Origin of the sequence: Actinoplanes sp. NPDC024001 (assembly GCF_040638955.1) — a bacterium.
GTDB lineage: Bacteria > Actinomycetota > Actinomycetes > Mycobacteriales > Micromonosporaceae > Actinoplanes.
Genome location: NZ_JBEZZB010000003.1, coordinates 1 through 24589 on the forward strand (window position 1 = coordinate 1; position 24589 = coordinate 24589).

The window sequence follows — 24589 nt, forward strand, 5'->3', positions numbered from 1 at the left end:
CGTGTTGAGTTGACCGGTACTAATAGGCCGAGGGCTTAACCACCTTATACATTGCGCTTGCGTCCACTGTGTGATTCACAGCAAACGAACAACCACCCCGATCGGCGGTCACGCCGGCTGGGTTGCTGGATGTTTGTGGTGCTGAATGCTGTTTCGGTGGTCATAGCGGTGGGGAAACGCCCGGTTACATTCCGAACCCGGTAGCTAAGCCCGCCAGCGCCGATGGTACTGCACTCGGGAGGGTGTGGGAGAGTAGGACGCCGCCGGACTCAACGTGATAGAAAGGCCCACCCCACACGGGGTGGGCCTTTCTTTTTGGCTTGACGCCGTTATCCAGTCGTTACCTCGTATTCAGAACCGGGGCGGTGGCGGGCGCATCGCATGATGTGACAGCTACCTACGGGGATGGGAAGAGGCACAACGATGCGACGTACGGTTGCGGTTCTGGCGGCGGTTGTCGGCCTGGCGTTGGTGACCGGATGCGAGAGCTCGCCGGAACCGGTGGCCGGCACCGCGGCACCGGTCGGCGGGGTCACCCCGGCCGGCACGCCCTCGGTGACGGAGACGACCACGACTCCGCAGTCCTCGCCGACGGCGACAACTGCGGAGGCGACGACCAAGGAGACGACTCGGCCGCCGTCGAAGCCGTCGGTGCGGCTGTTGCTCGGGCCGGACGGGGTGGGCGAACTCAAGCTCGGCATGAGCCGGAGCAGGGCGGTCAAGACCGGCCTGCTCGACCAGGTGCGTGACGAGAGCGGCGCGGGCTGCAACTCGGACTACCAGCCGAAGTCAGCCGGGCCCGCCGACGCTCCGGTGTTCTTCGACGGCGAGCAGGGGCTGGTCTCGTTCACGGCGTACCCGGGACTGGCCACGCCGCAGGAGATCAAACTGGGTAGCAGTCTCGCGGCGGTCAAGAAGGCGTACCGGGACTGGGACGTGCTGACCGGGCCCGGTGAGGACGGGCGCGGCCACGTTGCGGTGCCGGGCAACCAGGACGCGGTCTACAACATCACTATCCAGGACGACCAGGTCGTCCACATGAACCTGCAGCTGAAGACCCAGAACTGCTACGAGTGACGCGCCCGGACGCTGACGCCACGGGTGTCGTGCCGTCACGGGGGCGGACACGGGAGCTCGGCGGTCGCGGCGAAGCCGGGTAGGCATGGATCCGCCGGTCGCGGCGCAGCCGGTGAGGGGTAGTTCGGCGGGGCTGTTAGGACGTACGAGAAAGAGAACGGGCCCGGCGGGAGAGATCCTGCCGGGCCCGCGTTGTGCGGGGTTCAGGAGCGCAAGCCCAGCTTGCGCCAGTCGACGAATTTGAAGTTGGTGCTGGTCCGGCCGTCGTTGGGGACGTTCTCGCCGTCGTGGAGCACCAGCAGGCCCTTCGGGTAGCCGGGCAGGGCGACCGCGGTGACGGCGGCGCCGTCGGAGTGCTGGACGCCGTCGGTCCGGTTGCCGTCGGTGACGGTGAAGATGGTGAGCGGCTTGTTGGTGCGGCGGTCATAGACGAAGAAGCGGCTGTCGCCCTGGCTGGAGACGATCAGGTAGCCGTCGCGCCGGCCGGTCGGGTAGATCGTGGCGCCCTCGACATCGGCGTGGATGCGGCCGCCGAAACCGGGGTCGTTCGGGTAGTCGACGACGCACTCCTCCGACTCGGGGTCGTAGGTGGCGGGGATGCCGTATTCGGCCACCCGCTCGACGACCCGCGGGATGCTGCTGAACGCGCCGCCCTTCAGGTTGATGCGCCAGAGGGCCACGTCCTCCTGGGCGGCGTAGAGCACGCCCGCCTCCGCGTCGACGACCATGCCCTCCACCTGCGGGTCCTCGCCGGGCTCGGCGCACGGCGACCAGGTGTCGCCGTTCGGCAGGCGGAACTCGCGGGGCAGGTCGAGCAGGTCGGAGGTGCGGTAGGTGACCTTCCCGTTCTTCTCCTCCAGGCGGAAGATGCCCAGGCGGGTGCTGTGCCGGCGGCTCACCACGGCATAGCGGTCGTAGACGGCGACACCGTAACCGGTGGCCTGCTCCTCGACCTCGGCCTCGTCCTTGGAGAACAGCAGCGGGACGTCGGCCGCGGTGATGTCGGTGAGGCCGGACGCCTCGATCCGGTAGATGCGCAGCTTGTCCAGGCCACGGTCGGTGACCACGGCGACGTCGACCTTGCGCTTGCCGAGCCGGAAACCGGTCATGATGTCGACGTTGTTGAACCGGCCGCCCTCCGGCGTGGCGATCGACTGGATCTGGCGCCCGGCCAGGTCGTAGACGCGCAGGCCGCCGTTTTTCGCGGTGCCGATGACCAGGCTGCGGGCCCGGTCCGCCGAGTTGATCCAGATCGCGGGGTCGTCCGCGTCCGCGTCGCCGCCCGCCTCGTCGTCGAAGAGCGCCGGCGTCTCGACGGTGGCGGTGATCTCGCGGGGCGGGCGCTCGGTCGCGTACGCCGGGGCGCCGGCGGCGAGCGTGGTCAGAGCGACGAGAGCGGCGATACCGGAGGTCCGTTGCATGAACACAGAGGATGCCGTATGTAGCTGACAGTTTGATGGATAGTTGTTGACCACTAGGAGTGGGCCAGACGGACGGTGCGGAGAACCTCGTCCGTGCGATCCACCCCGTCCACCTGCTTGAGCTGCAGATAGACGCCGGGCCGGCGGCCGCCGTCGGTGAGAAGGGCGTCGGTGTACGCGATCGGGGCGCCGCCGCAATTCGTCCAGGTGCGCACCTCACCGCTCAGGCCGGCGAACGACCCGCGGCGATCCGGCCGGCGGGTGCAGCCGTCGTGCGTGGGCCAGGTGGCCCGCGCACCCGGGACGAGCCAGCGGCTGACACCGGCGAACAGGCTCGGCGACCCCGGATCGGCGAGCGCCGCGCCGACCTGCAGGCCCGGCTCATTGCCTGCCGGAAACCCGAGCGAAGCGGCATCCCACCCGGAATCCCGCAGCTGCTGTGCCCAACCGGGCGGCACTGCGAGCGAGAGGGCGCCGGTGCGATCGGCTACCCGGACCCAGCCGTGCGGGGTGCCGCTCGGAACGGTCGCCCCGGCGGTCAGGGCCAGCGCGGCCAGCGCCACCGCGGAACCGGCAGTGCGCAGTACTTTTCGTTTCACCTGGCTGGAGGCGGTGGTGGCGTTCAGCGCGGAGGCGAACGCGGCCGGGGAAGCCCAGCGCCGGCTCCGGTCGGCGTCGAGAGCCCGCATCACCACCCGGTCGAGCTGCCTCGGCACACCCGACCGCAGCTTCGACGGCGCCGAACGACCCGGTCTCGGGGTGTGGCCGGTGAGCATCTGATAGGTCATTGCGCCGATGGCGTGCACGTCAGCGCGGACGTCCAAGCCGCCGCCGGGCCGGCTCTGCTCCGGCGCCATGTAACCGGGCGTGCCGGCGACCACGGTGAAACCCGACGCGTGCGCGATCGCCTTCGCCAGACCCAGATCGGCGACCAGGACCCGCTCGGTGCCGCGGACCGTTTCGAAAAGGATGTTCGACGGCTTCAGATCCCGGTGCAGCACCCCGGACTCGTGCAGCACGGTCACGGCGTGGGCGATGTCGGTCGCGGTGCGCAGCGCGGTACGGACCGGCATCGGGCCCTGCTCCAGGCGGTCGGCCAGGGTGCCGCCGGCCGCGTACGTCATCACCTGGTAGGGGCGGCCGTCGGGCAGCTCGCCGAAGTCGTGCACCCGGACCAGCCGCTCCGAATCGGCCCGGCGCAGCACCTGAGCCTCCTGCTCGAAGCGGGCCCGAACGTCCGGGTGGTGCGCCCAGTTCTCGGCCAGCACCTTGATCGCGACCGAGGACTCCAGCACGTCGTCCTCGGCGAGCCACACGGTGGCGAACGCACCCGAGCCCAGGCGCCTGAGCACCCGGTATCGGCCGATCTTGATGGGCACTGACACGTTCGTATTATGAGCGCCATCGAAACGGGGACAGGAGCAGGTGTGCGGGACGACGACCAGGAGGAACTGGCGCGGCGGGCGGCCCGTGGCGACCAGGCGGCACTGGAGGCGCTGCTGGCCGCGATCAGGCCCGGGGTGTTGCGCCGGTGTGCGCGGTTCCTGCCCTGCTATCAGGACGCGGAAGAGGCCTGCCAGGACGTGCTGCTGCAGGTGGCGCGGAACATCGGCGGGTTCGAGGGGCGGTCCCGGTTCAGCACCTGGCTGTACGTGATTGTGGCTAACGGGGCGCGGCAGACGTACCGGGGGTTGAAGCGGCGGGCGGCGGAACAGGGGTATGCGGAGATGCCGGTCGAGGTGGTGGACGCGCGTACGACGAGCGTCATCGCCGGCTCGCGGCTCGACCTGCTGGACGCGCTGGAACGCCTGGAAGCGAACCGACCCGAGCTGGTGGCGCCGATGGTGCTGCGGGACATCTGCCAGCTGGACTACCAGGAGATCGCCGGCCACCTGGGCATTCCGGAAGGCACCGTGAAGTCGCGGATCCACCAGGCACGGGGGCGGGTGCGCGAATATCTGCTGGCCGGTCTGTGAGGGGTATCTGAGAGGCGGGCGGGGCACGGCGGATGCGATGATTAACAGGTGAACCGGGGTGGGTACCCTGGCTTGCGCGGGCTGCTAGCTCAATGGCAGAGCTGTGGACTTTTAATCCATAGGTTCAGGGTTCGAGTCCCTGGCGGCCCACAACCGCAACTGGTCAGCGCTGGGGTTCTAGCGCTGACCAGTTGCGGTTGTGCGTCGGTAGCCTGAGCGCGTGGCCGACGACGAATTCACGATCAAGCTCAGCAGAGATCAGGCGTTCGTCCTGTCGGACTGGCTCCACCGCATGATGATGGACAGCGCCGAGTTCAACGAGCTCGTGAACAGGGAACGCTCCGTGTGGTCGCCGATATACGCGATCTCCGGAGCGCTGGACACGTCTCTCGTCGAGATCTTCATGCCTGACTACGCCACGCGCTTGGACGCCGCTCGTGAACGTCTTCTGGACACGCTGGGAGACACCGGCCGGCCGGCCGCCGAGGAATAGGCCGGCGTGGGCGCGGGCTGTGGGTTCGAGTGCCTGGCTGTCTTCACCGGGGAGCGACCCAAGTCGGTGAGATCACGCCTGGGTGGTTTGTGCACTCTGATGGGTTAGCCGGGAACGTCGGACTTCGGCAGACGGCGGGTGGCTTGCCGGCGGCGAACCGGTAAAACCTCATGCTGGGGTGTGTATTCGCTGGTCGTGGCGGCTTCGGCATGCCAGGGTCTGGGTGAGCCGCGACGGGGCGGCCGTCTAGATCGGAGAGTGTGTTGTCCGCTTATGACCCTGAGCAGCTCGAGGCCGGCTTCCGGTCGATGAGCATGTTGGCCGGTCTGGTGGCGCGGGGCGGGCGGCCGGCGTCGGTGAGCCCGACGATTCCGCTGCGGGCCGGTGAGAAGCAGTTCGGTTGGTTTCCGGTGGACGTCACGGGAGCGGGGCGACGGCTCGCGGTGATCACCAGTTGCCGGCTGATCCTGGGCGGCGAGGAGTTCTCGTTGCGGTCGGTGGCGGGTCTGCGGCCGCAGCCGGACGAGTGGGCGCTGACGCTGGACGTGCGGGGGCGCGGGCCGGTCGAGATCCGCGGGCCGTGGGTGCCGTGGCTGGGTGTGGTGCTCTGCGCCGAGCTTTACGGTGCGGCCTGGCCGCCGGGTTACGCCCCGGTGATCCCGGCGCCGCGGCAGCAGAGCCGCCGGCTGGAACTGGCTCAGTAGACCCAGACGCGCGTCTTGATCGGCAGCGCGTCGTTCTTCCACATCCAGTTCATCGCGGAGATCGAGACACGCGCGCAGCCGTGCGACGCCGGGTACGGCGGGACGCTCGGGGCGCCATGCACCGCGATGCCGCCGTTGAAGTATTTCGGACGCCACAGCAGGCCGAGCGGGGCGTTGCGCCAGCCGTCGATCTGCCGGCTCACCCGGAACTTGCCGCGCGGTGTGTCCGCCAGATAGGTCTGGCCTTCCTGCTCGTAGTACTCCATCGAGCCGGTCGACGTGTTGAAGATCTGCGTGATCCGGCCGTCGTCGACGAGCATCAGCAGCTGGCGCTTCAGATTGATCTCGACGACCTTGCCGCTGGTGGATTTCGCCTCCGGGCGGACGCCGTCCTCCAGGGCCTTCCAGGTCTTCGGCCCGACCGTGCCGTCGCGGCCCAGGCCGGCCGCCTTCTGCAGGGCGAACACCGCCTGCTGGGTGGTCCCGCCGAACTTGCCGTCGGCCTTGCCGTTCCAGTAGCCGAGCTCGGTGAGCCGGTTCTGCAGGGCCAGCACCTCGGGGCCCTTGGCACCGGACTTCAGCTTCTTCGGCTTCGCCGGCAGGGTGGGGGTGGGCGACACCGAAGGCGACACCGAGGGCGAGGCGGCGGGCGCGGAAGACTCCGCCGCTGAGACGCTGGGCGAAGGCGTCGCCGGCCCGTCGGCGACCGGATCGGCCGTGTCACAACCGGCGGCGAGAGTCAACGCCGTCGCTGCGGCGATCGTGATCGCCAGGATTCTCCGCACGAATCCCCCCTCGCTGGTGGTCGGGTCATTGTAGGGACCCATTCACAACGGTCCACGGCTGATTGGCGATCGACCACCCGGCCGGTGGACGTGAAAAACGGTGGCAAAAAGAGCCGAGTACCCTTTGGCTATGTCCTGGAAGGCCAGCGCCCGGCACGGCGTGCGGGAGGCGCCCGGCGGATTCGCGCTCGTTCAGGAGTTGCTGAACACGCGCGCCGTGATGTCGTACAGTCCGGATCTGCTGACCGTGACCGACGACGCCCAGTGGTGGGTGACCGAGGCGCTGGGGACCTGGTCGCGGGTGTCCGGCCTGCCGGCGCCGACGCTGCTGCTCTCCGCCACCGATCTGCGCTCGCTGCGCCGGCTGCGGACGGCTTTCGAGAACGTCGTGCTGGCCGCCGCCAACGCCGGGCCGGCCGGTGCGCTGCCGCCCGCCGACGTGCAGGTCAGCCTGGCGCCGGATGTGAACGGCTGGGTGCGGGTGGTGCCGACCGGCCGGGGGATCCGCTGGCTGGCCTCGGCGTTGTGGGCCGAGGCGCTGCTGGCGCAGCAGGCCGGCCTCTGGCTGCGGCTCAAGCTCTGCCACAACGCGACCTGCCGGGCTGCATTCTTCGACACCTCACGGAACAACAGCGGGGTCTGGCACGACGTCAGCACCTGCGGTAACACGGCCAACCTGCGGGCTTTCCGGGAGCGGCGCCGGCTTTCGGGGCACTCCGGCAGCCAGCCGATCGGTCTGGTCCCAGCACCGGAACAGCACTGATCCGCCGGGAACTCGCGGGCCTCCCTGGACGACTATGGGGACATGGCATGTGAGCGGTGGCGCGAGATGCTGTCCGCGCAGTTGGACGGCGAGGACGACCCGGCCCTGCGGCCGCTGGTCGACGAGCACCTGGCCGGATGCGCCGGCTGCCGGGAGTGGCTGGACCGGGCGGCGGCGGTCAACCGGCTGACCCGCACGGGGCCGGTGGCCGCGGTGCCGGACCTCAGCGCGGCGATCCTGGCCGCGCTCCCCGCCGAGCAGCCGCGCCGCCGCAGGTTCGCCCGGATCCGGCGGCTGCCGGTCGCGGCCGTCCTTTACGTGGCGTTGGCGCTGGTCGGAACGGTGCAGCTCATCCTGGGCCTGACGCAGGTGGGCGGCGGGGCGAGCGCCGCGCACGCGCACATCGGGCTGAGCGCGACGCCGGGGCACCTGTGGCACGAGTCGGCCGCCTGGAACGTCGCGGTGGGCGCCGGTTACCTCTTCATCGCGTTGCGCCGGACCCGGCCCACCGGTCTGGTGCCGATGCTGACCGCTTTCGTCGCGATGCTCCTGCTGCTCTCGGTCAACGACCTCACCGGCGGCCGGGTGGACGTCACCCGGCTGGTCGGCCACGGCTTCGTGATCCTGGGATATCTGCTGGTGGTGGCGTTGTCCCGGGGTGTCGGCGGGACGGAACAGCCGCCCGGCTCGCGGGTCGGCGCCGGCTGGCGGGCACGTTTCGACGCGGCGGCCGAGGTCGCCGACGAGGCTCCGCGCCCGGGCCTGCGGTTGCTGCCGCCCTCGCCGGGCCCGCTGACCGCCGCGCACGAGGACCGCCGCGCGGCCTGATCAGCGCGGCGGCCGGACCGACAGCTCGCGCCACTCCTCCGGGCCGGCCAGCAGGGCACGGACCATGTCGAGGGCGGCGTCCTCACTGTCGTACTCGAAGAAGTGCGAGACGCCGTCGGAGCCGCCCGCCCGCTGCTCGACATACCACTGGTCGCCGTTGGTCCGCAGGTACACGTCCTTGCGGACGAGGCGTCCCCACTTGCCGTTCCACCAGTGCTTACGCTGCTCCATCCCGGCACTGTATCGAACATTTGTTCGAGAGGTGCCGGGAGGGCGGAAGAAGTGGGCGCGAGTGACGGAAGTTGTCAGCGCGGGGGCTCCGGGCGGCGCCCCAGCACCTCGTCGAGGGCGCTGTTGGCGACCTGGTGGCCCTGACCGCGCAGCAGCGCGTCGCGGATCTCGGTGAGCAGCTTGACCTCCTCGCTGGGCGCCTTCGGCGGCGGCTCCTCGCCGCGGCGGCGGCGCTCGGCCAGCTTGTTCAGCGGGAGGACCACCAGGAAGTAGAGGACCGCGGCGGTCAGCAGGAAGGTGATGAGGGAGTTGATGAAGGCGGCGTAGGTGAAGTCGACACCCTTGGCGGGCGAGAACGAGCCCTTGAGCTCGCCCTGGCCACCGGACATCCACTTGATCAGCGGCTCGAGGAACGACTTGGTGAAGCTCGAGACGACCGCGGTGAAGGCGGTGCCGATCACGACGCCGACCGCCAGGTCGACGACGTTGCCGCGCATGATGAAGTCTTTGAAGCCTTGGAACATCTTGTTCACGGGCACTCTCCCCGGGGGCCGAAAGTCAATCCGGCAACGGGGGTGCCCGCCGCCGGTCGGCGACAAACTACGCCGACCGGGCGGCTCACGAAACCTCAGTCGAGTGCGGGCTCCTCGGCGGTGACCGCCTCGTCCACCGTGGGGTAGGTGTGCAGCACCTCGACCAGACCGCTCACCTCGAGGATGCGGAGCACCCCGCGCTGCGGTGCGGCCAGCCGGACGGTCCCGCCGGCGTCGTCGGTGCTGTTCTTCGCCCGGACGAAGACCGACAGCCCGGTGGAGTCGCAGAACGACACCTCGGCGAGGTCGAAGATCAGCCGCGTCCGCCCCTTCTCCAGGAGATCGCTGATCTGATCCTGAAGCTGGGGGGCGGTGGCCATGTCGAGCTCGCCGGCGACCGACACGACCACCATGTCGCCGCGCTGTTCCGTTTGTACCGTCAGGGACATTCGCCGACCTCCAGTTATTGCTGAACGGTACTCCAAGTACCGGGGGATGCGCAGAACAGGAACGAAGCTTGACCGTGTCCATTAGTTGGTCTACAGCAAGTAACGAACGTCCTGATGGTAAAGTCCGGCCGTTGCGCACGGATCGCGTGGTGGGGAGGCAGCGATGCCGCTGAGTCCGGACGAGGCAAGTCGCTTCGCAGACCTACTGAAGGGTCACGCGGAGCCGCTTGCGGCCCGCTGGACGGAACTGGTCGCCACGAGCCTACGGGGTCGGCTGAGTGGTGCCGAGCTCGAACGGCAGACCGGCGACCTGCAGAAGGCATTTCAGCAGGCCTTGGCCGCCGGGGCGGTGGATTTGACCGACGAGGCGGCGGCCGAGCTGCGCGCTCAGCTCACCGAGCTGTCCAACACTCGGGCCCGGCAGGGGTTCAGTGCCACCGAGACCGCGGTCAGTGTGTATGCGCTGAAGGAAGCCGCGCTCGAGGTCCTCGGTGATCAGAACGACGCCGCCACCCTCCGGGACTACGTGGCCTTCTCCACTTTCGTGGACCGGGCCGCCCTCTTCACCTTCGACGCCTATGTGCGGATCCGCGAGACGCTCATCGCCGACCAGGCCGAGCAGCTGCTGGAGCTCTCCACCCCGGTGGTGAAGCTGTGGGAGGGCGTGGTGGCGGTGCCGCTGGTCGGCACGCTCGACTCGGCGCGCGCACAGGTGGTGATGGAGCGGCTGCTGCAGACCCTGGTGGACACCGGCTCGCCCTACGCGATCATCGACATCACCGGTGTGCCGGCCGTCGACACCCAGGTGGCGCAGCACATCCTGAAGACCGTGGTGGCCGCCCGGCTGATGGGCGCCGACTGCATCATCTCCGGCATCCGGCCACAGATCGCGCAGACCATCGTGGCGCTCGGCATCGAGTTCGGCGACATCGCGACCAAGTCCTCGCTCGCCGACGCGCTGCGGTTCGTGCTCGCCAAGAACGGCGCCAAGGCCGTCGCGCCGAAGCGTTCGGAGCGCTGAGGTGGAGCGTGTACCGGTCCTGAAGATCGGTGACATCCTCCTGGTCTCGATCCAGATCGACATGGAGGACCAGGTCGCGCTCCAGCTGCAGGAGGACCTGGCCGAGCGGATCGTGGCGACCGGTTGCCACGGTGTGATCATCGACATCAGCGCGCTCGACATCGTCGACTCCTTCGTCGGCCGCACCCTGGCCACCATCGCCTCGGTCTCCCGGGTGCTGGATGCCGAGACCGTCGTGGTCGGCATGCGCCCGGCGGTGGCGATCACCCTGGTTGAGCTGGGGCTCTCGCTGCCCGGCATCCGGACGGCGCTCAACGTCGAGTTGGGCATCGAGATGCTCGCCCGCAACCGCGAGGACGAGAATCTGGAGGACGACGAGGACGAGGACGACCCGGCAGCGGTAACCACGCCGTGAACGAGGAGAGCCAGCGGCTTCCGGTTGCGACCGACCAGGACGTCGTCCGGGTACGGCAGCTGGTGCGTACGGTGGCGGTCGCCGTGAAACTGTCCCTGGTGGATCAGACCAAGCTGGTCACCGCCGCGAGTGAGCTCGCCCGCAACACGCTGGTCTACGGCGGGGGCGGCACGGTGGAGGTGAGCCGGATCCAGAACGAGCGCCGGGGTGGCATCCGGATCGTCTTCGCCGACCAGGGCCCCGGGATCGCCGATCTGGACCTCGCACTGACCGACGGCTACACCACCGGAGGCGGGCTCGGCCTGGGCCTCAGTGGCGCGCGCCGGCTGGTGGACGAGTTCGACATCGACACCGAACCGGGTAAGGGCACGACCATTACCGTTGTCAAGTGGTGCCGATGAGCGGAGGCACGGTGGCGTCGCTGCCCGAAGGACTCCTGGACGGAGGAGTCTGGTTCCGGGTGGAAGCCGCCGGGACGGCTTCCGCTGTCCGCCGTGCGGCCGAGCGCCTCGCCGCTGAGCTGGCCATGCCGGAACGACGGGTGGCGGACCTCTCGATCGTCGCCGCGGAGGCGGCCGGCAACCTGGTCAAGCACGCCGATCAGGGCGCCATCCTGGTCCGTTCGGTGCGGACCGAGGAACAGGCCGGCGTCGAGCTGGTCGTGATCGACAGCGGGCCGGGGATGGCCGACGTCCCGCGCGCGCTCGGCGACGGGCACTCCACCGCGGGCACCCTCGGGATCGGGCTCGGCGCGATCCTGCGGCAGGCCAGCTGGTGGGATCTGCACTCGGTGCCGGGCAAGGGCACCGTGCTGGTCGTGCAGGTCTGGCCGCTCGGCGCACCGGAGAACCCGTGGGCCGCCGGGCTCACCCGGCCGTTGACCGGCGAGACGGTCAGCGGCGACGCGTACGCGATCCGTGAGGTCGACGGCCGCCGGCAGGTCCTGGTCTGTGACGGGCTGGGGCACGGTGGCCTGGCCGCGGCCGCCGCGCACGAGGCGGTGCGGGTGTTCCGGAAGGAAGCCGCTGTCCCGCCCGCCATGATGGTGGAGGCGCTGCACCGTACCCTCGGGCACACGCGTGGCGCCGCGCTCGCGGTCGCCGAGCTGGACCTTGCGGCCGGCCTGGTCCGCTATGCGGGCCTGGGCAACATCTCCGGCACGGTGTTCGGCCCGGACGGCGGCCGGCGCGGCATGGTTTCGATGCCCGGCATCGCCGGGCATCAACGGCGTCAGATCCGCGAGTACGACTACCCGCTCGCCCCCGGAGCGGTCGTGTTGATGCACTCCGACGGTGTGGTGGACCGCTGGAACCCGGCTGATTACCCGGGCCTGTTCGCCCGCTCGCCCGAGGTGATCGCCGCGACCGTGCTGCGCGACGCCGGCATCCGCCGCGACGACGCCGGCGTCCTGGTGGCCCGAGCCTCATGACCGCTCTGCCGTTGATGAGCATGCGCCTACGGGTGGCGCAGGACATCTTCGTGGTGCGGCAGCTGGGCCGGGAGGTCGCTCGCGCGGTAGGACTGGAGTCACAGGACCAGACCAGGATGGCCACCGCACTCAGCGAGGTGGGCCGGGTGCTGCTGGCCGCGGGGCGCGACACCGACGTGGCGTTCACCCTTGAGCCGCACGGGGTACCAACACTGCAGGTGTCTTTGGCGCACCCGGCGCCCGGCGAGGCAGTCCGGCTGGCTGAGCAGCTGCAGCAGGTCGGCCGCCTGGTCGACACGATGGAGGTCGACGACGATGGTGGTACCGGAACGGTTGTCCGGATGGCTCGGCGGTTGCCGCCGGGTGCACCCGGGCTGACCCCCGGTCGCATGGAGGAGATCCGTGCAGGGCTGGCCCGGCACGTGCCCGGCAGCCCGCTGGACGAGCTGGCTGTGCAGAACCAGCAGCTCATCGCCGCGCTGGACGAGGTACGGGCACAGCGCGATGACTTGGCGCGGCTCAACGCCGAGCTGGAGGAGACCAACCGCGGGGTGATGGCCCTCTACCACCAGCTCTCCGAGGAGCTGGAGGAGACGAATCGCGGGGTGGTCGCGCTCTACGCCGAACTGGACGAGAAGTCGGTGCAGTTGCGGGCGGCGAGCGAGGCGAAGAGCCGGTTCCTGGCGAACGTCAGCCACGAGCTGCGCGCGCCGGTCACCGCGATCATCGGGTTGGGGCGTCTGCTGACCGACTCCGCCTCGGACGAGCTCACCGACGAGCAGAGCCGTCAGGTGGAGCTGATCCGTACCTCGGCGAGCGACCTGCTGACCCTGGTGAACGGCCTGCTCGACCTGGCCAAGGCGGAGGCCGGCCGGATCGAGCCGAACTGGTCCGACGTGGACCTGAAGGCGATGTTCGGGCAGTTGCGCGGCACGCTGCGTCCGCTGGCGACCCGGCCCGGGGTGGAGTTCGTGGTCGAGGAGCCGACGGTGACGACCATGCGTTCCGACGAGGTGCTGCTCGCCCAGGTGCTGCGCAATCTGCTCACCAACGCCATCAAGTTCACCGAGTCCGGCTCGGTGCGGCTGAGCGCGCACCCGGTCGGCGACGACGTCGAGTTCGTGGTGGCCGACACCGGCACGGGCATCCCGCCGGAGCTGCACGAACGGATCTTCGAGGAGTTCTACCAGGTGCCCGGCAGCAGGCCGGTGAGCGGCAAGGGCACCGGCCTGGGCCTGCCCTATGCCCGGCGCCTGGCCGGCGTCCTCGGCGGGGGCCTGCGGGTCGACTCCACGCCGGGCGAGGGCAGCACGTTCACACTTCGCCTCCCGGTCGCGTCATGAGAAATCCCGCCACCGTCCTGGTTGTGGACGACAGCGCCACCAAGCGGTACCTGCTGGTCAGCTGGCTGACCCGGGCCGGCTTCACGGTGCTGGAGGCGGAGACCGGCGGCGAGGCCCTGAACAAGCTGCTCGACTCGGACGCGGATCTGGTCGTGCTGGACGTGAAGCTGCCCGACATGAGCGGCTTCGAGGTCTGCGAGCGGATCAAAACCGACCAACGGTACGGCGTGCTGCCCGTCATCCACGTCTCCGCCCACGCCGTGGACGTGGGTGACCGCGCCCAGGGGCTGAACCGGGGAGCGGACGCCTATCTGGTCGAGCCGATCGAGCCGGACGAGCTGATCGCGACCGTGCAGGCCGTGCTCCGCTATTACCGGGCCCGGCAGCGGGCCGAGCTGCTCGCCGAGCGGATGGTCCGGCTGGCCGAGACCACCCTGGCGATCAACTCGGCGTCCACCCTGACCGCCCTGCTCGCGGCGGCCGCCGAGGGCGCCTGCGACATCTTCGGCGGGCAGGTCGCGGTGGTTGCGGAGGCTTCCGACGGCGAGAGCCTGGCGGCGGTCGGCAAACCCGCGATCGTACGCCCGTGGACGGTCCCCGGGGATCGGGTGGCGGTGGGCTCGCTGGTGCGCACCGACGAGGCGGCGGACTGGGACGTGGCCCGGTGGCCGGAGGGTGAGAAGGTCGTGGTGGCGGCGGCCCGGTTGCGGGTGGACCGGCCCCCGGTCTACGTGGTGGCGCCGAGCAGCTCGCAAACCCCCGGATTCCCGGTGCTGCGGCAGCTCTCCCAGGCGGTCGCGGCAGCGGTGGAGGCGCAGCGCTCGTTCGACGAGGAGCACCGGATCGCGGTGACGCTGCAGCGCAGCCTGCTGCAGTCCCGGCTGCCCGACGTCCCCGGGGTGGAGCGGGCCGTCCTTTACGAGCCGGCCGGCGCGCAGACCGAGGTGGGCGGCGACTTCTACGAGCTCACCGTGCTGAACGATCAGCTGCTCGTGGCGATCGGGGACGTGGCCGGGCACTCGCTGCACGCGGCCACCGTGATGGCCGAGCTGCGGCACGCGGTTCGCGCCTACGCCGTCGAGGGCCATCCGCCGGGCGCGGTCCTGGAGCTGGTCAACCGGTTCATGCGGACCGTGCTGCCGTCCGACTCGGCGACGCTCTGCCTGCTCACCCTCGACCCGGCCACCGGACGGGTGCGGATGGCCGGCGCCGGGCACCTGCCGCCGCTGATGCACGTCGACGGCAAGGTTCAGTTCCTCCAGCCGCGCGGGCCGCTGCTCGGTCTCGACGCGCCGCGCCGTGACGAACTGGAGCTGATCCTGCCGCCGGGTGGCACCCTCGTGCTCTACACCGACGGGCTGATCGAGCGCCGCGACGCCGACATCGACGTGGGGCTGGCCGCGCTGGCCGCCTGTGCCGGCGAGGTGGAGGCGGACCTGGACGCCTTCTGCCGCCGGCTGCTCACCCAGCTCGCCGGGGCCGGCGAGCAGGCGGACGACATCGCGGTCGTCGCGCTGCGCCGCACGGCCTGAACCTTCCTCCCTCATCGCCGGGCCTCCTTGACGGCAGCTATTCACTCAGTGAATAGTAGCGGGCATGTCCACGGCGCATGTTCTGCTCGGGCTGCTCGCTGCCGGCCCACGACACGGCTACGACTTGAAACGGGAGCACGACGAACGCCTGCCACAGGCGAAACCGCTCGCGTTCGGGCAGGTCTATGCCACTCTCGGCCGGCTGGAGCGGGACGGCCTCGTCATCGAGTCCGGGCAGGATCAGGACGGCGGTCCCGAGCGCCGGTCGTATGAGCTGACCGACCTCGGCCGGGAGAAGCTCGACGAGTGGCTCGCCAGCACCGAGCCGCCCGCGCCCTATGTGACCAGCACGTTGTTCAACAAGGTGGTGGTCGCCCTGCTCGCTGCCGGCGTCGACCGGGCCCGTGACTACCTGATCGCCCAGCGCGACGCGCACATGTCCCGGATGCGGGAGTTGACCGCAGCCAAGTCGGCCGTGGACGCGACGGTCGGTGACGTCGTGGCCGCCGACTACGCCCTCGGGCATCTCGATGCGGATCTGCGCTGGTTGCGGACGACCCTCACGAGGGTCGCCGACCTACAGAAGGAAGTGACAGCGTGAGCACCCCACTGCTGAGCGGCACCGGAATCGCGAAGAGCTACGGCCCGACGCCGGCCTTGCGCGGCGTGGACATCGCGGTCGGCGAAGGCGAGATCGTCGCCGTCACGGGTCCCAGCGGCTGCGGCAAATCCACGCTGCTGCACTGCCTCGCCGGCATCCTTCGCGCCGACCAGGGCCAGGTCGAGTACCGCGAGCAGGACCTGGGGCTCTGGTCCGACTCCGCGCGGTCGCGGCTGCGCCGCACGGAGTTCGGCGTGCTGTTCCAGTTCGGGCAGCTGGTGCCCGAACTGACAGCGGCCGAGAACGTCGCCCTCCCGTTGCTGCTCGCCGGTTCGGGGCGGCGAGAAGCGCGGGAGGCGGCGCTCACCTGGCTTGACCGGTTCGACGTCGCGGACCTGGCCGACAACCGGCCCGGTGCGATGTCCGGCGGCCAGCAGCAGCGCTGCGCCGTGGCCCGGGCCCTGGTGACCGAGCCCCGGGTGCTCTTCGCCGACGAGCCGACCGGCGCGCTCGACCAGCTCGCCGGCGAGCAGGTTCTCGACCAGATCGTCCGGGCCTCGCGGGAGCAGAACACCGCGGTGGTGCTGGTGACCCACGAGGCGCGGGTGGCGGCCTACGCGGATCGCGAGGTCGTCCTGCGCGACGGTGTGGTGGATCTGACCGGTCTGGGCATCGGGGTGGACCGGTGAAACCAGCAACGGTGGCGCGTCTCGCGCTGGCCGGCAGCCGCACCGACCGTTTGCGCCTGGTGTTCACCGTGGTGAGCTCGGCACTGGCCGCGCTGGTGCTGCTCGCCGCGGCGACCGTGGTGGCCGTTCCGGAGCTCGGCACGTCGCGCGACGGATCCGATGGCTGGAACCACTACACCAGCAGCCTGCTCGCCGAGCCCGGGCTGCGTCCGGGCGTGGTTCTGACGCTGCTGCTCCTGGCCGTGCCGGTCCTGGTGCTGACCGGGCACAGCGTCCGGTTCGGCTCGCCGTCGCGGGACCGGCGGCTGGCCGCCGTGCGCCTGGCCGGTGGCACGCGCCGGCAGGTCGTGCTGATCGCAGTGACCGAAACCGGGCTCGCCGCGCTGGTCGGCTCGGTCCTGGGCTTCGGCGTGCACCTTCTGCTGCGCGAGACCCTGCACCGGCCCGCGCCGGACGGCCGCCTGCCGTTGCCCACCGACGTGATCCCGCCGGCCTGGATGATCGCGCTGACTCTGCTTGCCGTGCCGGTGCTGGCTGCGCTCTCCGCCGCTTTTCTCCTGCGCCACGTGGTCATCACACCGCTCGGTGTGCTCCGGGCGTAACCGCGACCGGCGGCCGTCGGCCCTGCCGGGTGTGCTGATCCTCCTGGGCGTCTTCATCCCGCTGGTGATCCGGCCGGTCGGTGAGTGGATCCTCGAGCGGTCCTCCGGGTACACCGTCTCCGCCGACTGGGTCATGGCGGGCATTGCCCTGATCGTGCTCACGGCGATCTTCGGAGTCGTCCTCGGCACCGGCTGGGTCACCTACACCGCGGGCCGGGTGCTGCACCGGTACGGGCGCAGGCCCGGTGCCCTGCTCGCCGGCAGGCAGCTGATGGCTGATCCCTGGAGCGGCAGCCGCCTGCTGGCCGCGCTGCTCGCCGCAGTCGTGATCGGTGCCGGTGTGCAGGCCTACCGCAGTGGGCTGGCCACCCAGTTCGTCGCGGACGAGCAGGTCTGGCAGCAGCTCGACGGCACGTACGAGCAGGACACCGCCTTCTACTTCAACGCGATCAACCTCATCAACGTCGCGGTCGGTGTCGGTCTGGTGCTCGCCGCTGCCGGCATCATGATTGCGCTGGCGGAGGGCATCGTGACCCGCCGCCGCACCTATTCCGCGCTGGTGGCGACCGGGGTGCCGCGCCGGACGCTCGGTGAGGCGATCGCCTGGCAGACGTTCGCACCGCTGATTCCGGCGACGACCGTGGCGCTGATCGTCGGCACCGGACTGGTTCGGACAGTCAACTCCACGGTCACCGCCCGGGGCGGCGTCTGCAGCGGTGCGGAATGCGCCGACGAGGCCTCCGCGAGCTGGCGCAACGCGAGCGTCACCCTGGACGTGCCGATTCCGTTCGCTGAACTCGTCGTGCTCGGCGCGGGGGCCGTCGTCGTCATGGCGCTCGTGGCCGGCGTCGGCATGCTGACTCTGCGTTCCAGTACCGACCTGGAGGAGCTGCGAGTGGGGTGAGGCCCAGCGCCCGCATCAGCCCGGATGCGGGCGCTGGGGCCTCGGGTCGCGCGGAGGCCGCCGCCTTGTCGTACCGAGACCGGTTTTGATCTTTATGCGGCCTTGAGCACGTCCAGGATCCAGGCGATGTTGAAGGCCTCTTCCCGCCAGGCGTCGTAGCGGCCGCTCGGGCCGCCGTGGCCGGCGCCCATCTCGGTCTTGAGCAGGTAGTCGCCGCCGGGCGCGACGGAGCGCAGGCGAGCGATCCACTTGGTCGGCTCGTGATAGAGCACGCGCGTGTCGTTCAGGCTGGTCACCGCGAGGATTCGGGGGTACGCCTGTTTCGTCACGTTCTCATAGGGGCTGTAGGACTTCATGTAGGAGTACACCTCGGCGGACTCGAGCGGGTTGCCCCACTCCTCCCACTCGGTGATCGTGAGCGGCAGGCTCGGGTCGAGGATCGAGGTGAGCGGGTCCACGAACGGGACCTCGGCGAGGATGCCGGCGAACGCTTCCGGCGCCAGGTTGGCGACCGCGCCCATCAGCATGCCGCCGGCCGAGCCGCCGCGGGCCACCAGCCGCGACGCCGAGGTCCACCGGTTGCGGACCAGCGCCTGCGCGCAGGCGACGAAGTCGGTGAAGGTGTTCTTCTTGGCCAGCATCTTGCCGGTCTCATACCACCGGCGGCCCATCTCGCCGCCGCCGCGCACGTGCGCGATCGCGAAGACCACGCCGCGGTCGAGCAGGCTCAGCCGGGCGATCGAGAAGTACGGGTCGACGGAGTGCTCATAGGACCCGTATCCGTAGAGCACCGCGGGCGCCGAACCGTCCCGCGGAGTGCCCTTGCGCGCCACGATCGAGATCGGCACCCGGACCCCGTCGGGAGCGGTCGCCCACTCGCGGAACTGCTCGTAGTCGGCCGGGTCGTAACCGCCGAGCACCGGCTTCTGCTTGCGCAGGGTCATGGCCCGGGTGACCAGGTCGACGTCGAACACCGACTCGGGGGTGACCAGCGAGGTGTAGCTGATCCGCACCGAGGCGGTGTCGTATTCCGGGTTGCCGGCCAGGTGCACGCTGTAGAGCGGCTCCGGGAAGGTCATGTCGTAGGTGTCGGTGCTGCCGTCGGTCATCACCCGCAGGCCGGTCAGGCCGTCGCGGCGCAGCGACACCACGACGTGCCGGGCGAACGCGTCGACCGACTCCAGCCGGGTGCCCGGCTCGTGCGCGATCAGCTCCACCCACTCGCCCGGGTTGTCCACCGAGGTGCAGGCCAGAGCGAAGTCCTCGGCGTCGAGGTTGTGCAGGATCAGGAAGCGGTGGCCGTGATGCTCCACCGAATATTCCACGCCCTGGCGGCGCTCGGCGATCACGAACGGCTCGGCGGCGGGCTGGTCGGCTGGGATCACCCGGACCTCGGACGTAATCTTGCTCTGCGCGTCGATCACGATGAACTTCTCGCTGCGGCTCAGGTCGACGCCGACCCAGAACCGCTCGTCCGGCTCCTCGTAGATCAGCACGTCCTCGGTGGCGCCGATGGTGTGCCGCCACACCCGGTAGGGCCGCCAGGCCTCGTCGACGGTGATGTAGAACAGCGTGCTCGCGTCGGCGGACCAGGCGCTGCCGTAGAACGTGCCCGGCACCTCGTCGGCGAGCACCTCGCCGGTGCGCAGGTTCTTCACCCGCAGCGTGAAGCGCTCGTCGCCGGCGAAGTCGGTCGAGTAGGCCAGCCAGTCGCCGTCCGGGCTGACGTCGAACGTGCCGAGCGCGAAGAACTCCTTGCCCGCGGCCAGCTCGTTGCCGTCCAGCAGGATCTGCTCGCCGGGTTTCTCCTCGTCCATCGGCGGGGCGGTCTCGCCCGGGCGGACCGGGACGCGGCAATGAATCCCGTACTGCTTGCCCTCGACGGTGCGCGTGTAATACCAATACCCGCCCTTGCGGCTGGGCACCGACAGGTCGGTCTCCTGGGTCCGGCGCCTGATCTCCTGGAAGGCCGTCTCGCGCAACCCGCTCAGGTGCGCGGTCGCCTGCTCGGTCCAGGCGTTCTCCGCCTCGAGATGGGCGATGGTCGCCGGATCGTCTTTCTTCGTCAACCAGGCGAACTCGTCGGTGACCGTGTCGCCGTGGAAGGCGCGCGTGGAGGGGACCTGACGAGCGGTGGGTGGGCCTTCAATCGTCACCGGAGACACGTTACCGGCCGATTGGTCCGCGATGAGTTTCTTACACACGTCGACCTCCCCGATTCGAACATGTGTACGATATGCCAGAGTGGACGATCTTCGATGATCAGGTGGGGAGGCTTCGGACGTGGGTGATTCCCTTCTCGACGCGCTCGAGGACATCTGCGGCCCCGGATTCGCGCGCCCGGCGCGCTCCACCGACCAGGTGTCCGGCCGGCGAGCCGGTCTGGTGGCGGTGCCGGCCACCGCCCGGTCGGTCGCCGAGATCCTGCGCCTCGCCGCCGACCGGTCGATGGGCTTCCTGCCACGCGGTTCCGGCAGCAAGATCAACTGGGGTCCGCCGCGCGAGTCCGTCGAGCTGGTCGTCGACAGCGGGCGGCTCAACGGGATGTGGGACCACGACGGGGCCACCGCGGTCATCGCCGCCGGCACCCCGTTCCCCGCGGTGCAGGCGGCTCTCGCACTGCGCGGGCAGCGTCTCGCGCTCGACCCGCCGTCGCCGACGGCGACCATCGGCGGCATGCTCGCGGTCAACGAGTCCGGCCCGCTGCGGCACCGCTTCGGCAGCCCGGCCACGCAGACCCTGCGGGTGGCATATGTGGACGCCACCGGCGTCGAGGCCGAGTCCGACGGGGAGGACGGGCGGCCCGGCATCGCCGAGATCGACGGTGTGATCACGTCAGCCGTGCTGCGGCTCGAGCCGATTCCCGAGGCGCGCCGCTGGGTCGGGCGGGCGGTGTCCACGCCGGCCGAGGTCAGCGAGCTGGTCGCCCAGGTGGTGGCCCGCGAGCTGGAGCCGAGCGCGGTCGAGGTGGACCTGCCCGGCCGCGACGGCGGCATGCTCGCGCTGCTGCTGGAGGGCTCGGCCGGCTCGGTCAACCAGGTGGCCGACGAGATCGTGCAGGGCTGGGGCGGCGAGACGGTGATCGCCCCGGTCGCGCCACCGTGGTGGGGGCGCTACCCGTTCGGCGCCGGCGACGTGGTGCTGCGCATCGCGGCGCGCCCCCGCGACCTCCAGGCGGTGGCCTACGCGTTGCGCGACAGCGCCGGCTCAGCGGTGCCGCTGCGCGGATCGGCCGGGATCGGCACGGTGCACGCCGTGCTGCCGCGCGGGCTCACCGCGGCCCGGGTCACCGAGATCGCCGACGCCATGGAGCAGGTGCTCCTGGCCCGCCGCGGCAAGCTGGCGATCATCGCGGCGCCGCCGGCGATGGCCGCGGAGCTGCCGATGGCCGGGCCGCACGAGTGGTTCTGAGAGCGCGGGTCAGCGCAGCGACGGGATCCTGGTGACCACCTCGGCGGCCAGGTGGCGGCCCAGGCGGGCGACGTCGCCGACGGCGTAGGTGAGATAGGCGAACTGGCCGACCTCGTGCACGCCGGTGAGGATCAGGTCGTCGACCGGCACCCGGCGGCGCAGCAGCGGGATGCCCTCGCCGAGGATGACCGGCGCGATGCCGAGGATGATCTCGTCGAGCAGGCCCTCGGCCACGAACTGGCTGACCAGATCGCCGCCGCCGGCCAGCCACACGTTCTTGCCCTGGGCGGCGACCAGCATCGCCTCGTGCACCCGCCGGACGTCGCCACTGATCATGAAGATGTTGGCGTCCTCCACCGGAGGCAGGTCCCGGTGGGTGAAGACCCAGCAGGGGACGTCGCCGTACATGTCGTGCCAGTTCTGCGGTTCCTCGAGGAGATTGTCGTTCTCCAGGACCCACTCGTAGGTCCTCGCGCCCATGGCGAACGCGCCGACACCCTCGAAGAACTCGCCGAACGGGTTCTCGGTGCCTTCGTCAACCTCGAAGAGCCAGTCCAGCGAGTTCCTCGTGTCGGCGGTGAAGCCGTCGATGCTGGTGGCGGTGTAGTACTGCGTCTTCGCCATGCCAACACCATGCCATGCGATAGATCATGGCGACGGAGCTTTCAAGGAGTACGTCAGATAGGCGAACTGGCCGAGCGGGCGGGCATCGGTCAGGGTCAGGCGAGCGGACGTGAGCCGCCGCGGCAGAACCGGGGAGCCGCCGCCCAGGGTCACCGGTGTCACGCCCAGGATCAGCTCGTCGAGCAGCCCCTGATCGGCGAACTGGCCGGCCAGATCGCCACCGCCGATGATCCAGATGTTGCGCTCCCCGGCGGCCTCGGCCATCTCGCGGTGCACCGGCGCCACGTCGCCTCGCACGAAGTGCAGGTTGGCGCCCGGGATGACCGGCAGGTCGCGGTGCGTGAAGATCCAGGCGGGAGTGTCGCCGTACGGCTCCAGCCACGCCTCCGGATGATCGAGCGCCTTCTCGTGGCCGAGGATCCACTCGTAGGTGGTGGAACCCATGGCCATCGCGCCCACGCCGGAGAAGAAGCCGGAGAACGGGTCCACCCCGCCCTGATCGACCTCGAAGAGCCAGTCCAGCGAGTTGTGCTCGTCGGCGATGAAGCCGTCGATCGTGGTTGCGGTGTAGTACTGCGTCTTCATACCGGTCACCTCAGGCGTCGTTGCGCAGGACCAGGATGGCGATGTCGTCGCGAGGTTCCTCGACGGAGAAATTGATGGTGGTGGAGCGCAGGCGGGCGGCCATCACGTCGGCGGGATAGCCGGCCAGTGGGGCGGCGGCCTCGCGCAGCCGGCTCGACCCGAAGAGCTCCCGGCCGCGGCGGCGCTCGGTCACGCCGTCGGTGTAGAAGATCAGCGAGTCGCCCGGGCCGAGGGTGATCGCGACGTCCGGGCTGGTGATCGTCTCCAGCAGGCCGAGGGCGGTGCCGCCCTCGCCGACGAAGCCCGTCTTGCCGTCCGAGCGGACCAGGACGGCGCGGTCGTGGCCGGCCAGGTGCAGGCAGACGCCCAGTTGATCGTCACCCTTGCGGGTGACCGAGGCCATCGCGAGCGTGCAGTACCGGCCGCCGCCGCGCTGCACGAGCGTGCGGTTGACCCGCCAGAGGATCTCGCTGAGCGTCTTGCCGTCGTCGACCAGGATCCGGATCACGTCGCGGACCAGGCCGGTCACGGTGGCCGCCTGGACGCCTTTGCCGGAGACGTCGCCGACCACGACCAGCCACTGTTGCTCGCCGAACGGGACGACGTCGTAGAAGTCGCCGCCCACCTCGGAGCCGGTCGGCACGTATTCCGCGGCGAAGCCGATGCCCTCGACGTGCGGCAGCGCGGGCGGGAGCAGCGAGGCCTGCAGGGTGCGCGCGACCGTACGCCGCTCGTCGTGGATCCGCGCGTTGTCGATGGCGAGCGCCGCACGCCGGGCCACGTCCTCCAGGACGGCCACCTCGTCGGCGTCGTGCCGGTGCTTGGGGTGCCGGCCGACGGCGAGCGTGCCGAGCCGGGCGCCCCGGGCCACCAGCGGCACCGCATAGCCCTCCAGCGGCGCGCCGAACATCACCTGGGTGCCGAGCCGGGACGCCTCCTCCAGCCGGGCCAGGATCGACTCCGGACCGGACTCGGCGAGCGACCCGTGCAGCTGGGCCAGCGCGGCCTCCTCGGCGTGGGTGGCGGCCGCGAGCTGCAGCCGGCCCCACGCGTCGGTGGTGTGCACCGCGCACCACTGGCCCAGCCGCGGCACCACCAGCTGCGGGATCAGCGCCATCGTCAGGTTGACGTCGAGGGACTGGGCGAGCAGCTCGCTGGCCTCGGCGAGGAAGGTGATCCAGGTCTGCCGGCGGATGTCGGCGCGGCGTAGCCGGTCGTTCTCCAGGTGCAGGGAGAACCGCTCGGCGACCATCCCGGCCAGCGCCTGGGCGTAACCGACCGGGGAGGCGTCGAGTTCCAGCTCCCCCGAGTACGGCCGGTGGGTGGTCAGCGGCACCCGGATGATGTCGGCGTTGTCGCGGGGTGCCCGGCCGTACCGGGCCAGCAGCTGGCGGCCCATCCCGTCGCCGCGGTCCAGCCGCACCACGCCGCCGGCCGCGCCGGTCAGCCGGGCGAGCCGGGAGAGCAGATCGGTGGCGAGGTCGGCGAGGCCCTCCTCGGACTGCCGGTCGGAGCCGCTGCGCAGCAGGCCGGTGAGCGCGCCGAGGCTGGGCATCTCGGACTGGGCCGGAACCCGCACCGGTGATCCCGCGGCGCCGTCCGCACGCTGGTCGAGGCGGAACCACACGCCCTTGCCGTCGCCCTCGTGCACGGTGCCCCAGCGGCTGGCGAAGTGGTCGACCAGCAGCAGGCCGCGGCCGCGCTCGGCGACCTCGCCGATGTCGGCGGTCTCGTTGCGGGGCCCGACGGCGAGCTGCTCGACCGGGCCGGGCGCGAAGTCGGTGACGGTCACGGTCAGCCCGCTCGGATCGGCCGTGACCTCGATGTCCAGCTCGGTGTTGGCGTGCACCACGGCGTTGGTGGACAGCTCGGTGGTGAGCAGCAGCGCCTCGTTGAGCAGGCCGACCATGCCGGTCTCCTCGAGCACCGAGCGGACCAGCGCACGGGCTGCCGCGGGAGTCCGCCGGTCGTTGGGCAACCTGGTCCGGCGCACCAGGGCCTCGGACGGGGCCCCTGATGGGATGCTCGTCCTGGTTCCGACCTCGGCTGGCACCCATGCATCCTCTCCCGGGGATGGGTGTATGCACAAAGTCGTCTCTCGCATTGACCCGGTTGGGCGAGAGAGGATAGGGAACCCCCCGGCGGTGAGGCTTGTTCAGGACCGTGGAGATCC

General features: G+C 70.5%; 27 protein-coding genes, 1 tRNA gene and 1 rRNA gene. 19 read left to right on the plus strand and 10 right to left on the minus strand.

Annotated elements, in window-relative coordinates; genetic code table 11:
* The first annotated feature begins 152 nt into the window (after positions 1-152).
* Together rrf and AB0F81_RS02180 are read left to right on the plus strand one after the other, a co-directional pair.
* A 5S ribosomal RNA gene (gene rrf / locus AB0F81_RS02175) occupies positions 153-269 on the plus strand.
* A 154-nt stretch (positions 270-423) separates the two neighbouring features.
* On the plus strand, positions 424-1077 hold the full coding sequence (locus AB0F81_RS02180; RefSeq protein ID WP_360189527.1) for a hypothetical protein: 654 nt from the start codon (positions 424-426) through the stop codon (positions 1075-1077).
* A gap of 203 nt (positions 1078-1280) precedes the next feature.
* On the opposite strand, the gene AB0F81_RS02185 is transcribed toward AB0F81_RS02180, so the two are convergent.
* Complete coding sequence (locus AB0F81_RS02185; RefSeq protein WP_360189530.1) at positions 1281-2498, minus strand: phytase; 1218 nt, start codon at positions 2496-2498, stop codon at positions 1281-1283.
* Between the two features lie 53 nt (positions 2499-2551).
* Complete coding sequence (locus AB0F81_RS02190; protein ID WP_360189533.1) at positions 2552-3883, minus strand: serine/threonine-protein kinase; 1332 nt, start codon at positions 3881-3883, stop codon at positions 2552-2554.
* 42 nt (positions 3884-3925) lie between these two features.
* Between AB0F81_RS02190 and AB0F81_RS02195 the strand changes: the two genes are divergently transcribed.
* From AB0F81_RS02195 to AB0F81_RS02210, 4 genes are all read left to right on the plus strand, one after another.
* Positions 3926-4474 (plus strand): RNA polymerase sigma factor, encoded by a 549-nt coding sequence (locus tag AB0F81_RS02195; RefSeq protein WP_360189535.1) that lies wholly within the window; start codon positions 3926-3928, stop codon positions 4472-4474.
* Between the two features lie 78 nt (positions 4475-4552).
* A tRNA-Lys gene (locus AB0F81_RS02200) sits at positions 4553-4624 on the plus strand.
* A gap of 70 nt (positions 4625-4694) precedes the next feature.
* Positions 4695-4967, plus strand: a complete 273-nt coding sequence (locus AB0F81_RS02205) for a hypothetical protein (RefSeq protein WP_360189537.1) — start codon at positions 4695-4697, stop codon at positions 4965-4967.
* A gap of 263 nt (positions 4968-5230) precedes the next feature.
* Entirely contained in the window at positions 5231-5671 is a 441-nt protein-coding gene (locus AB0F81_RS02210) for a hypothetical protein (RefSeq protein ID WP_360189540.1), read from the plus strand.
* Here the strand turns inward: AB0F81_RS02210 and AB0F81_RS02215 are convergent.
* Positions 5665-6456, minus strand: a complete 792-nt coding sequence (locus tag AB0F81_RS02215; RefSeq protein WP_360189543.1) for a L,D-transpeptidase family protein — start codon at positions 6454-6456, stop codon at positions 5665-5667. The two genes, AB0F81_RS02210 and AB0F81_RS02215, sit on opposite strands and share 7 nt — an antisense overlap.
* Positions 6457-6586: 130 nt before the next feature.
* On the opposite strand from AB0F81_RS02215, the gene AB0F81_RS02220 reads away from it, so the two are divergent.
* A complete protein-coding gene (locus AB0F81_RS02220; protein ID WP_360189546.1) occupies positions 6587-7219 on the plus strand; it encodes a CGNR zinc finger domain-containing protein in 633 nt (210 codons plus the stop codon).
* Positions 7220-7261: 42 nt separating this feature from the next.
* Positions 7262-8047: a zf-HC2 domain-containing protein gene (locus tag AB0F81_RS02225; protein WP_360189549.1), complete on the plus strand. Its 786-nt coding sequence runs from the start codon at positions 7262-7264 to the stop codon at positions 8045-8047.
* Here the strand turns inward: AB0F81_RS02225 and AB0F81_RS02230 are convergent, their stop codons facing one another.
* The 3 genes from AB0F81_RS02230 to AB0F81_RS02240 form a co-directional block, all read right to left on the minus strand.
* A complete protein-coding gene (locus AB0F81_RS02230) occupies positions 8048-8278 on the minus strand; it encodes a hypothetical protein (RefSeq protein ID WP_360189552.1) in 231 nt (76 codons plus the stop codon). It lies immediately after the preceding gene.
* A gap of 74 nt (positions 8279-8352) precedes the next feature.
* Positions 8353-8802: a large conductance mechanosensitive channel protein MscL gene (gene mscL / locus AB0F81_RS02235; protein ID WP_360189982.1), complete on the minus strand. Its 450-nt coding sequence runs from the start codon at positions 8800-8802 to the stop codon at positions 8353-8355.
* Between the two features lie 104 nt (positions 8803-8906).
* Positions 8907-9260, minus strand: coding sequence for an STAS domain-containing protein (locus tag AB0F81_RS02240; RefSeq protein ID WP_014440286.1), 354 nt, complete (start codon positions 9258-9260; stop codon positions 8907-8909).
* A 163-nt stretch (positions 9261-9423) separates the two neighbouring features.
* Between AB0F81_RS02240 and AB0F81_RS02245 the strand changes: the two genes are divergently transcribed.
* The 10 genes from AB0F81_RS02245 to AB0F81_RS02290 all read left to right on the plus strand — a co-directional run bounded on the left by AB0F81_RS02245 (position 9424) and on the right by AB0F81_RS02290 (position 17796).
* On the plus strand, positions 9424-10281 hold the full coding sequence (locus AB0F81_RS02245) for an STAS domain-containing protein (RefSeq protein WP_360189556.1): 858 nt from the start codon (positions 9424-9426) through the stop codon (positions 10279-10281).
* Between the two features lies 1 nt (position 10282).
* A complete protein-coding gene (locus AB0F81_RS02250; RefSeq protein ID WP_360189559.1) occupies positions 10283-10696 on the plus strand; it encodes an STAS domain-containing protein in 414 nt (137 codons plus the stop codon).
* A complete protein-coding gene (locus AB0F81_RS02255) occupies positions 10693-11097 on the plus strand; it encodes an ATP-binding protein (RefSeq protein WP_360189562.1) in 405 nt (134 codons plus the stop codon). Before AB0F81_RS02250 ends, AB0F81_RS02255 begins: the two co-directional genes overlap by 4 nt.
* Positions 11094-12125 (plus strand): SpoIIE family protein phosphatase, encoded by a 1032-nt coding sequence (locus AB0F81_RS02260; RefSeq protein ID WP_360189565.1) that lies wholly within the window; start codon positions 11094-11096, stop codon positions 12123-12125. Before AB0F81_RS02255 ends, AB0F81_RS02260 begins: the two co-directional genes overlap by 4 nt.
* A complete protein-coding gene (locus AB0F81_RS02265; protein ID WP_360189568.1) occupies positions 12122-13468 on the plus strand; it encodes a sensor histidine kinase in 1347 nt (448 codons plus the stop codon). Before AB0F81_RS02260 ends, AB0F81_RS02265 begins: the two co-directional genes overlap by 4 nt.
* Positions 13465-15000 (plus strand): SpoIIE family protein phosphatase, encoded by a 1536-nt coding sequence (locus AB0F81_RS02270; protein WP_360189571.1) that lies wholly within the window; start codon positions 13465-13467, stop codon positions 14998-15000. The genes AB0F81_RS02265 and AB0F81_RS02270 overlap by 4 nt, the downstream gene beginning before the upstream one ends.
* A gap of 64 nt (positions 15001-15064) precedes the next feature.
* Positions 15065-15601 carry a PadR family transcriptional regulator gene (locus AB0F81_RS02275; RefSeq protein WP_360189573.1) on the plus strand — a complete coding sequence of 179 codons (537 nt, stop codon included), beginning with the start codon at positions 15065-15067 and terminating at the stop codon, positions 15599-15601.
* Positions 15598-16290, plus strand: a complete 693-nt coding sequence (locus AB0F81_RS02280; RefSeq protein WP_360189575.1) for an ABC transporter ATP-binding protein — start codon at positions 15598-15600, stop codon at positions 16288-16290. The genes AB0F81_RS02275 and AB0F81_RS02280 overlap by 4 nt, the downstream gene beginning before the upstream one ends.
* Entirely contained in the window at positions 16287-16892 is a 606-nt protein-coding gene (locus tag AB0F81_RS02285; protein ID WP_360189578.1) for an ABC transporter permease, read from the plus strand. Before AB0F81_RS02280 ends, AB0F81_RS02285 begins: the two co-directional genes overlap by 4 nt.
* Positions 16893-16923: 31 nt before the next feature.
* A complete protein-coding gene (locus tag AB0F81_RS02290; RefSeq protein WP_360189580.1) occupies positions 16924-17796 on the plus strand; it encodes an FtsX-like permease family protein in 873 nt (290 codons plus the stop codon).
* Between the two features lie 92 nt (positions 17797-17888).
* Here the strand turns inward: AB0F81_RS02290 and AB0F81_RS02295 are convergent, their stop codons facing one another.
* Complete coding sequence (locus AB0F81_RS02295; RefSeq protein ID WP_360189583.1) at positions 17889-19952, minus strand: S9 family peptidase; 2064 nt, start codon at positions 19950-19952, stop codon at positions 17889-17891.
* 127 nt (positions 19953-20079) lie between these two features.
* On the opposite strand from AB0F81_RS02295, the gene AB0F81_RS02300 reads away from it, so the two are divergent.
* Entirely contained in the window at positions 20080-21207 is a 1128-nt protein-coding gene (locus AB0F81_RS02300; protein WP_360189586.1) for an FAD-binding oxidoreductase, read from the plus strand.
* A gap of 9 nt (positions 21208-21216) precedes the next feature.
* Here the strand turns inward: AB0F81_RS02300 and AB0F81_RS02305 are convergent, their stop codons facing one another.
* The 3 genes from AB0F81_RS02305 to AB0F81_RS02315 are packed head-to-tail and all read right to left on the minus strand — an operon-like array spanning position 21217 to position 24469.
* Positions 21217-21831 (minus strand): dihydrofolate reductase family protein, encoded by a 615-nt coding sequence (locus AB0F81_RS02305; protein WP_360189588.1) that lies wholly within the window; start codon positions 21829-21831, stop codon positions 21217-21219.
* Positions 21832-21855: 24 nt separating this feature from the next.
* Positions 21856-22416 carry a dihydrofolate reductase family protein gene (locus AB0F81_RS02310; protein WP_360189591.1) on the minus strand — a complete coding sequence of 187 codons (561 nt, stop codon included), beginning with the start codon at positions 22414-22416 and terminating at the stop codon, positions 21856-21858.
* A gap of 10 nt (positions 22417-22426) precedes the next feature.
* Positions 22427-24469 (minus strand): SpoIIE family protein phosphatase, encoded by a 2043-nt coding sequence (locus tag AB0F81_RS02315; RefSeq protein ID WP_360189594.1) that lies wholly within the window; start codon positions 24467-24469, stop codon positions 22427-22429.
* Between the last annotated feature and the right edge of the window lie 120 nt (positions 24470-24589).

Bases quoted from the DNA above. Each gene is read 5' to 3' on its own strand.
- AB0F81_RS02180 (WP_360189527.1), top strand. From the start codon at position 424: ATGCGACGTACGGTTGCGGTTCTGGCGGCGGTTGTCGGCCTGGCGTTG.
- mscL (WP_360189982.1), bottom strand. From the start codon at position 8,802: ATGTTCCAAGGCTTCAAAGACTTCATCATGCGCGGCAACGTCGTCGAC.
- AB0F81_RS02275 (WP_360189573.1), top strand. From the start codon at position 15,065: ATGTCCACGGCGCATGTTCTGCTCGGGCTGCTCGCTGCCGGCCCACGA.
- AB0F81_RS02270 (WP_360189571.1), top strand. From the start codon at position 13,465: ATGAGAAATCCCGCCACCGTCCTGGTTGTGGACGACAGCGCCACCAAG.
- AB0F81_RS02245 (WP_360189556.1), top strand. From the start codon at position 9,424: ATGCCGCTGAGTCCGGACGAGGCAAGTCGCTTCGCAGACCTACTGAAG.
- AB0F81_RS02225 (WP_360189549.1), top strand. From the start codon at position 7,262: ATGGCATGTGAGCGGTGGCGCGAGATGCTGTCCGCGCAGTTGGACGGC.
- AB0F81_RS02185 (WP_360189530.1), bottom strand. From the start codon at position 2,498: ATGCAACGGACCTCCGGTATCGCCGCTCTCGTCGCTCTGACCACGCTC.
- AB0F81_RS02265 (WP_360189568.1), top strand. From the start codon at position 12,122: ATGACCGCTCTGCCGTTGATGAGCATGCGCCTACGGGTGGCGCAGGAC.
- AB0F81_RS02260 (WP_360189565.1), top strand. From the start codon at position 11,094: ATGAGCGGAGGCACGGTGGCGTCGCTGCCCGAAGGACTCCTGGACGGA.
- AB0F81_RS02310 (WP_360189591.1), bottom strand. From the start codon at position 22,416: ATGAAGACGCAGTACTACACCGCAACCACGATCGACGGCTTCATCGCC.
- AB0F81_RS02305 (WP_360189588.1), bottom strand. From the start codon at position 21,831: ATGGCGAAGACGCAGTACTACACCGCCACCAGCATCGACGGCTTCACC.
- AB0F81_RS02240 (WP_014440286.1), bottom strand. From the start codon at position 9,260: ATGTCCCTGACGGTACAAACGGAACAGCGCGGCGACATGGTGGTCGTG.
- AB0F81_RS02220 (WP_360189546.1), top strand. From the start codon at position 6,587: ATGTCCTGGAAGGCCAGCGCCCGGCACGGCGTGCGGGAGGCGCCCGGC.
- AB0F81_RS02230 (WP_360189552.1), bottom strand. From the start codon at position 8,278: ATGGAGCAGCGTAAGCACTGGTGGAACGGCAAGTGGGGACGCCTCGTC.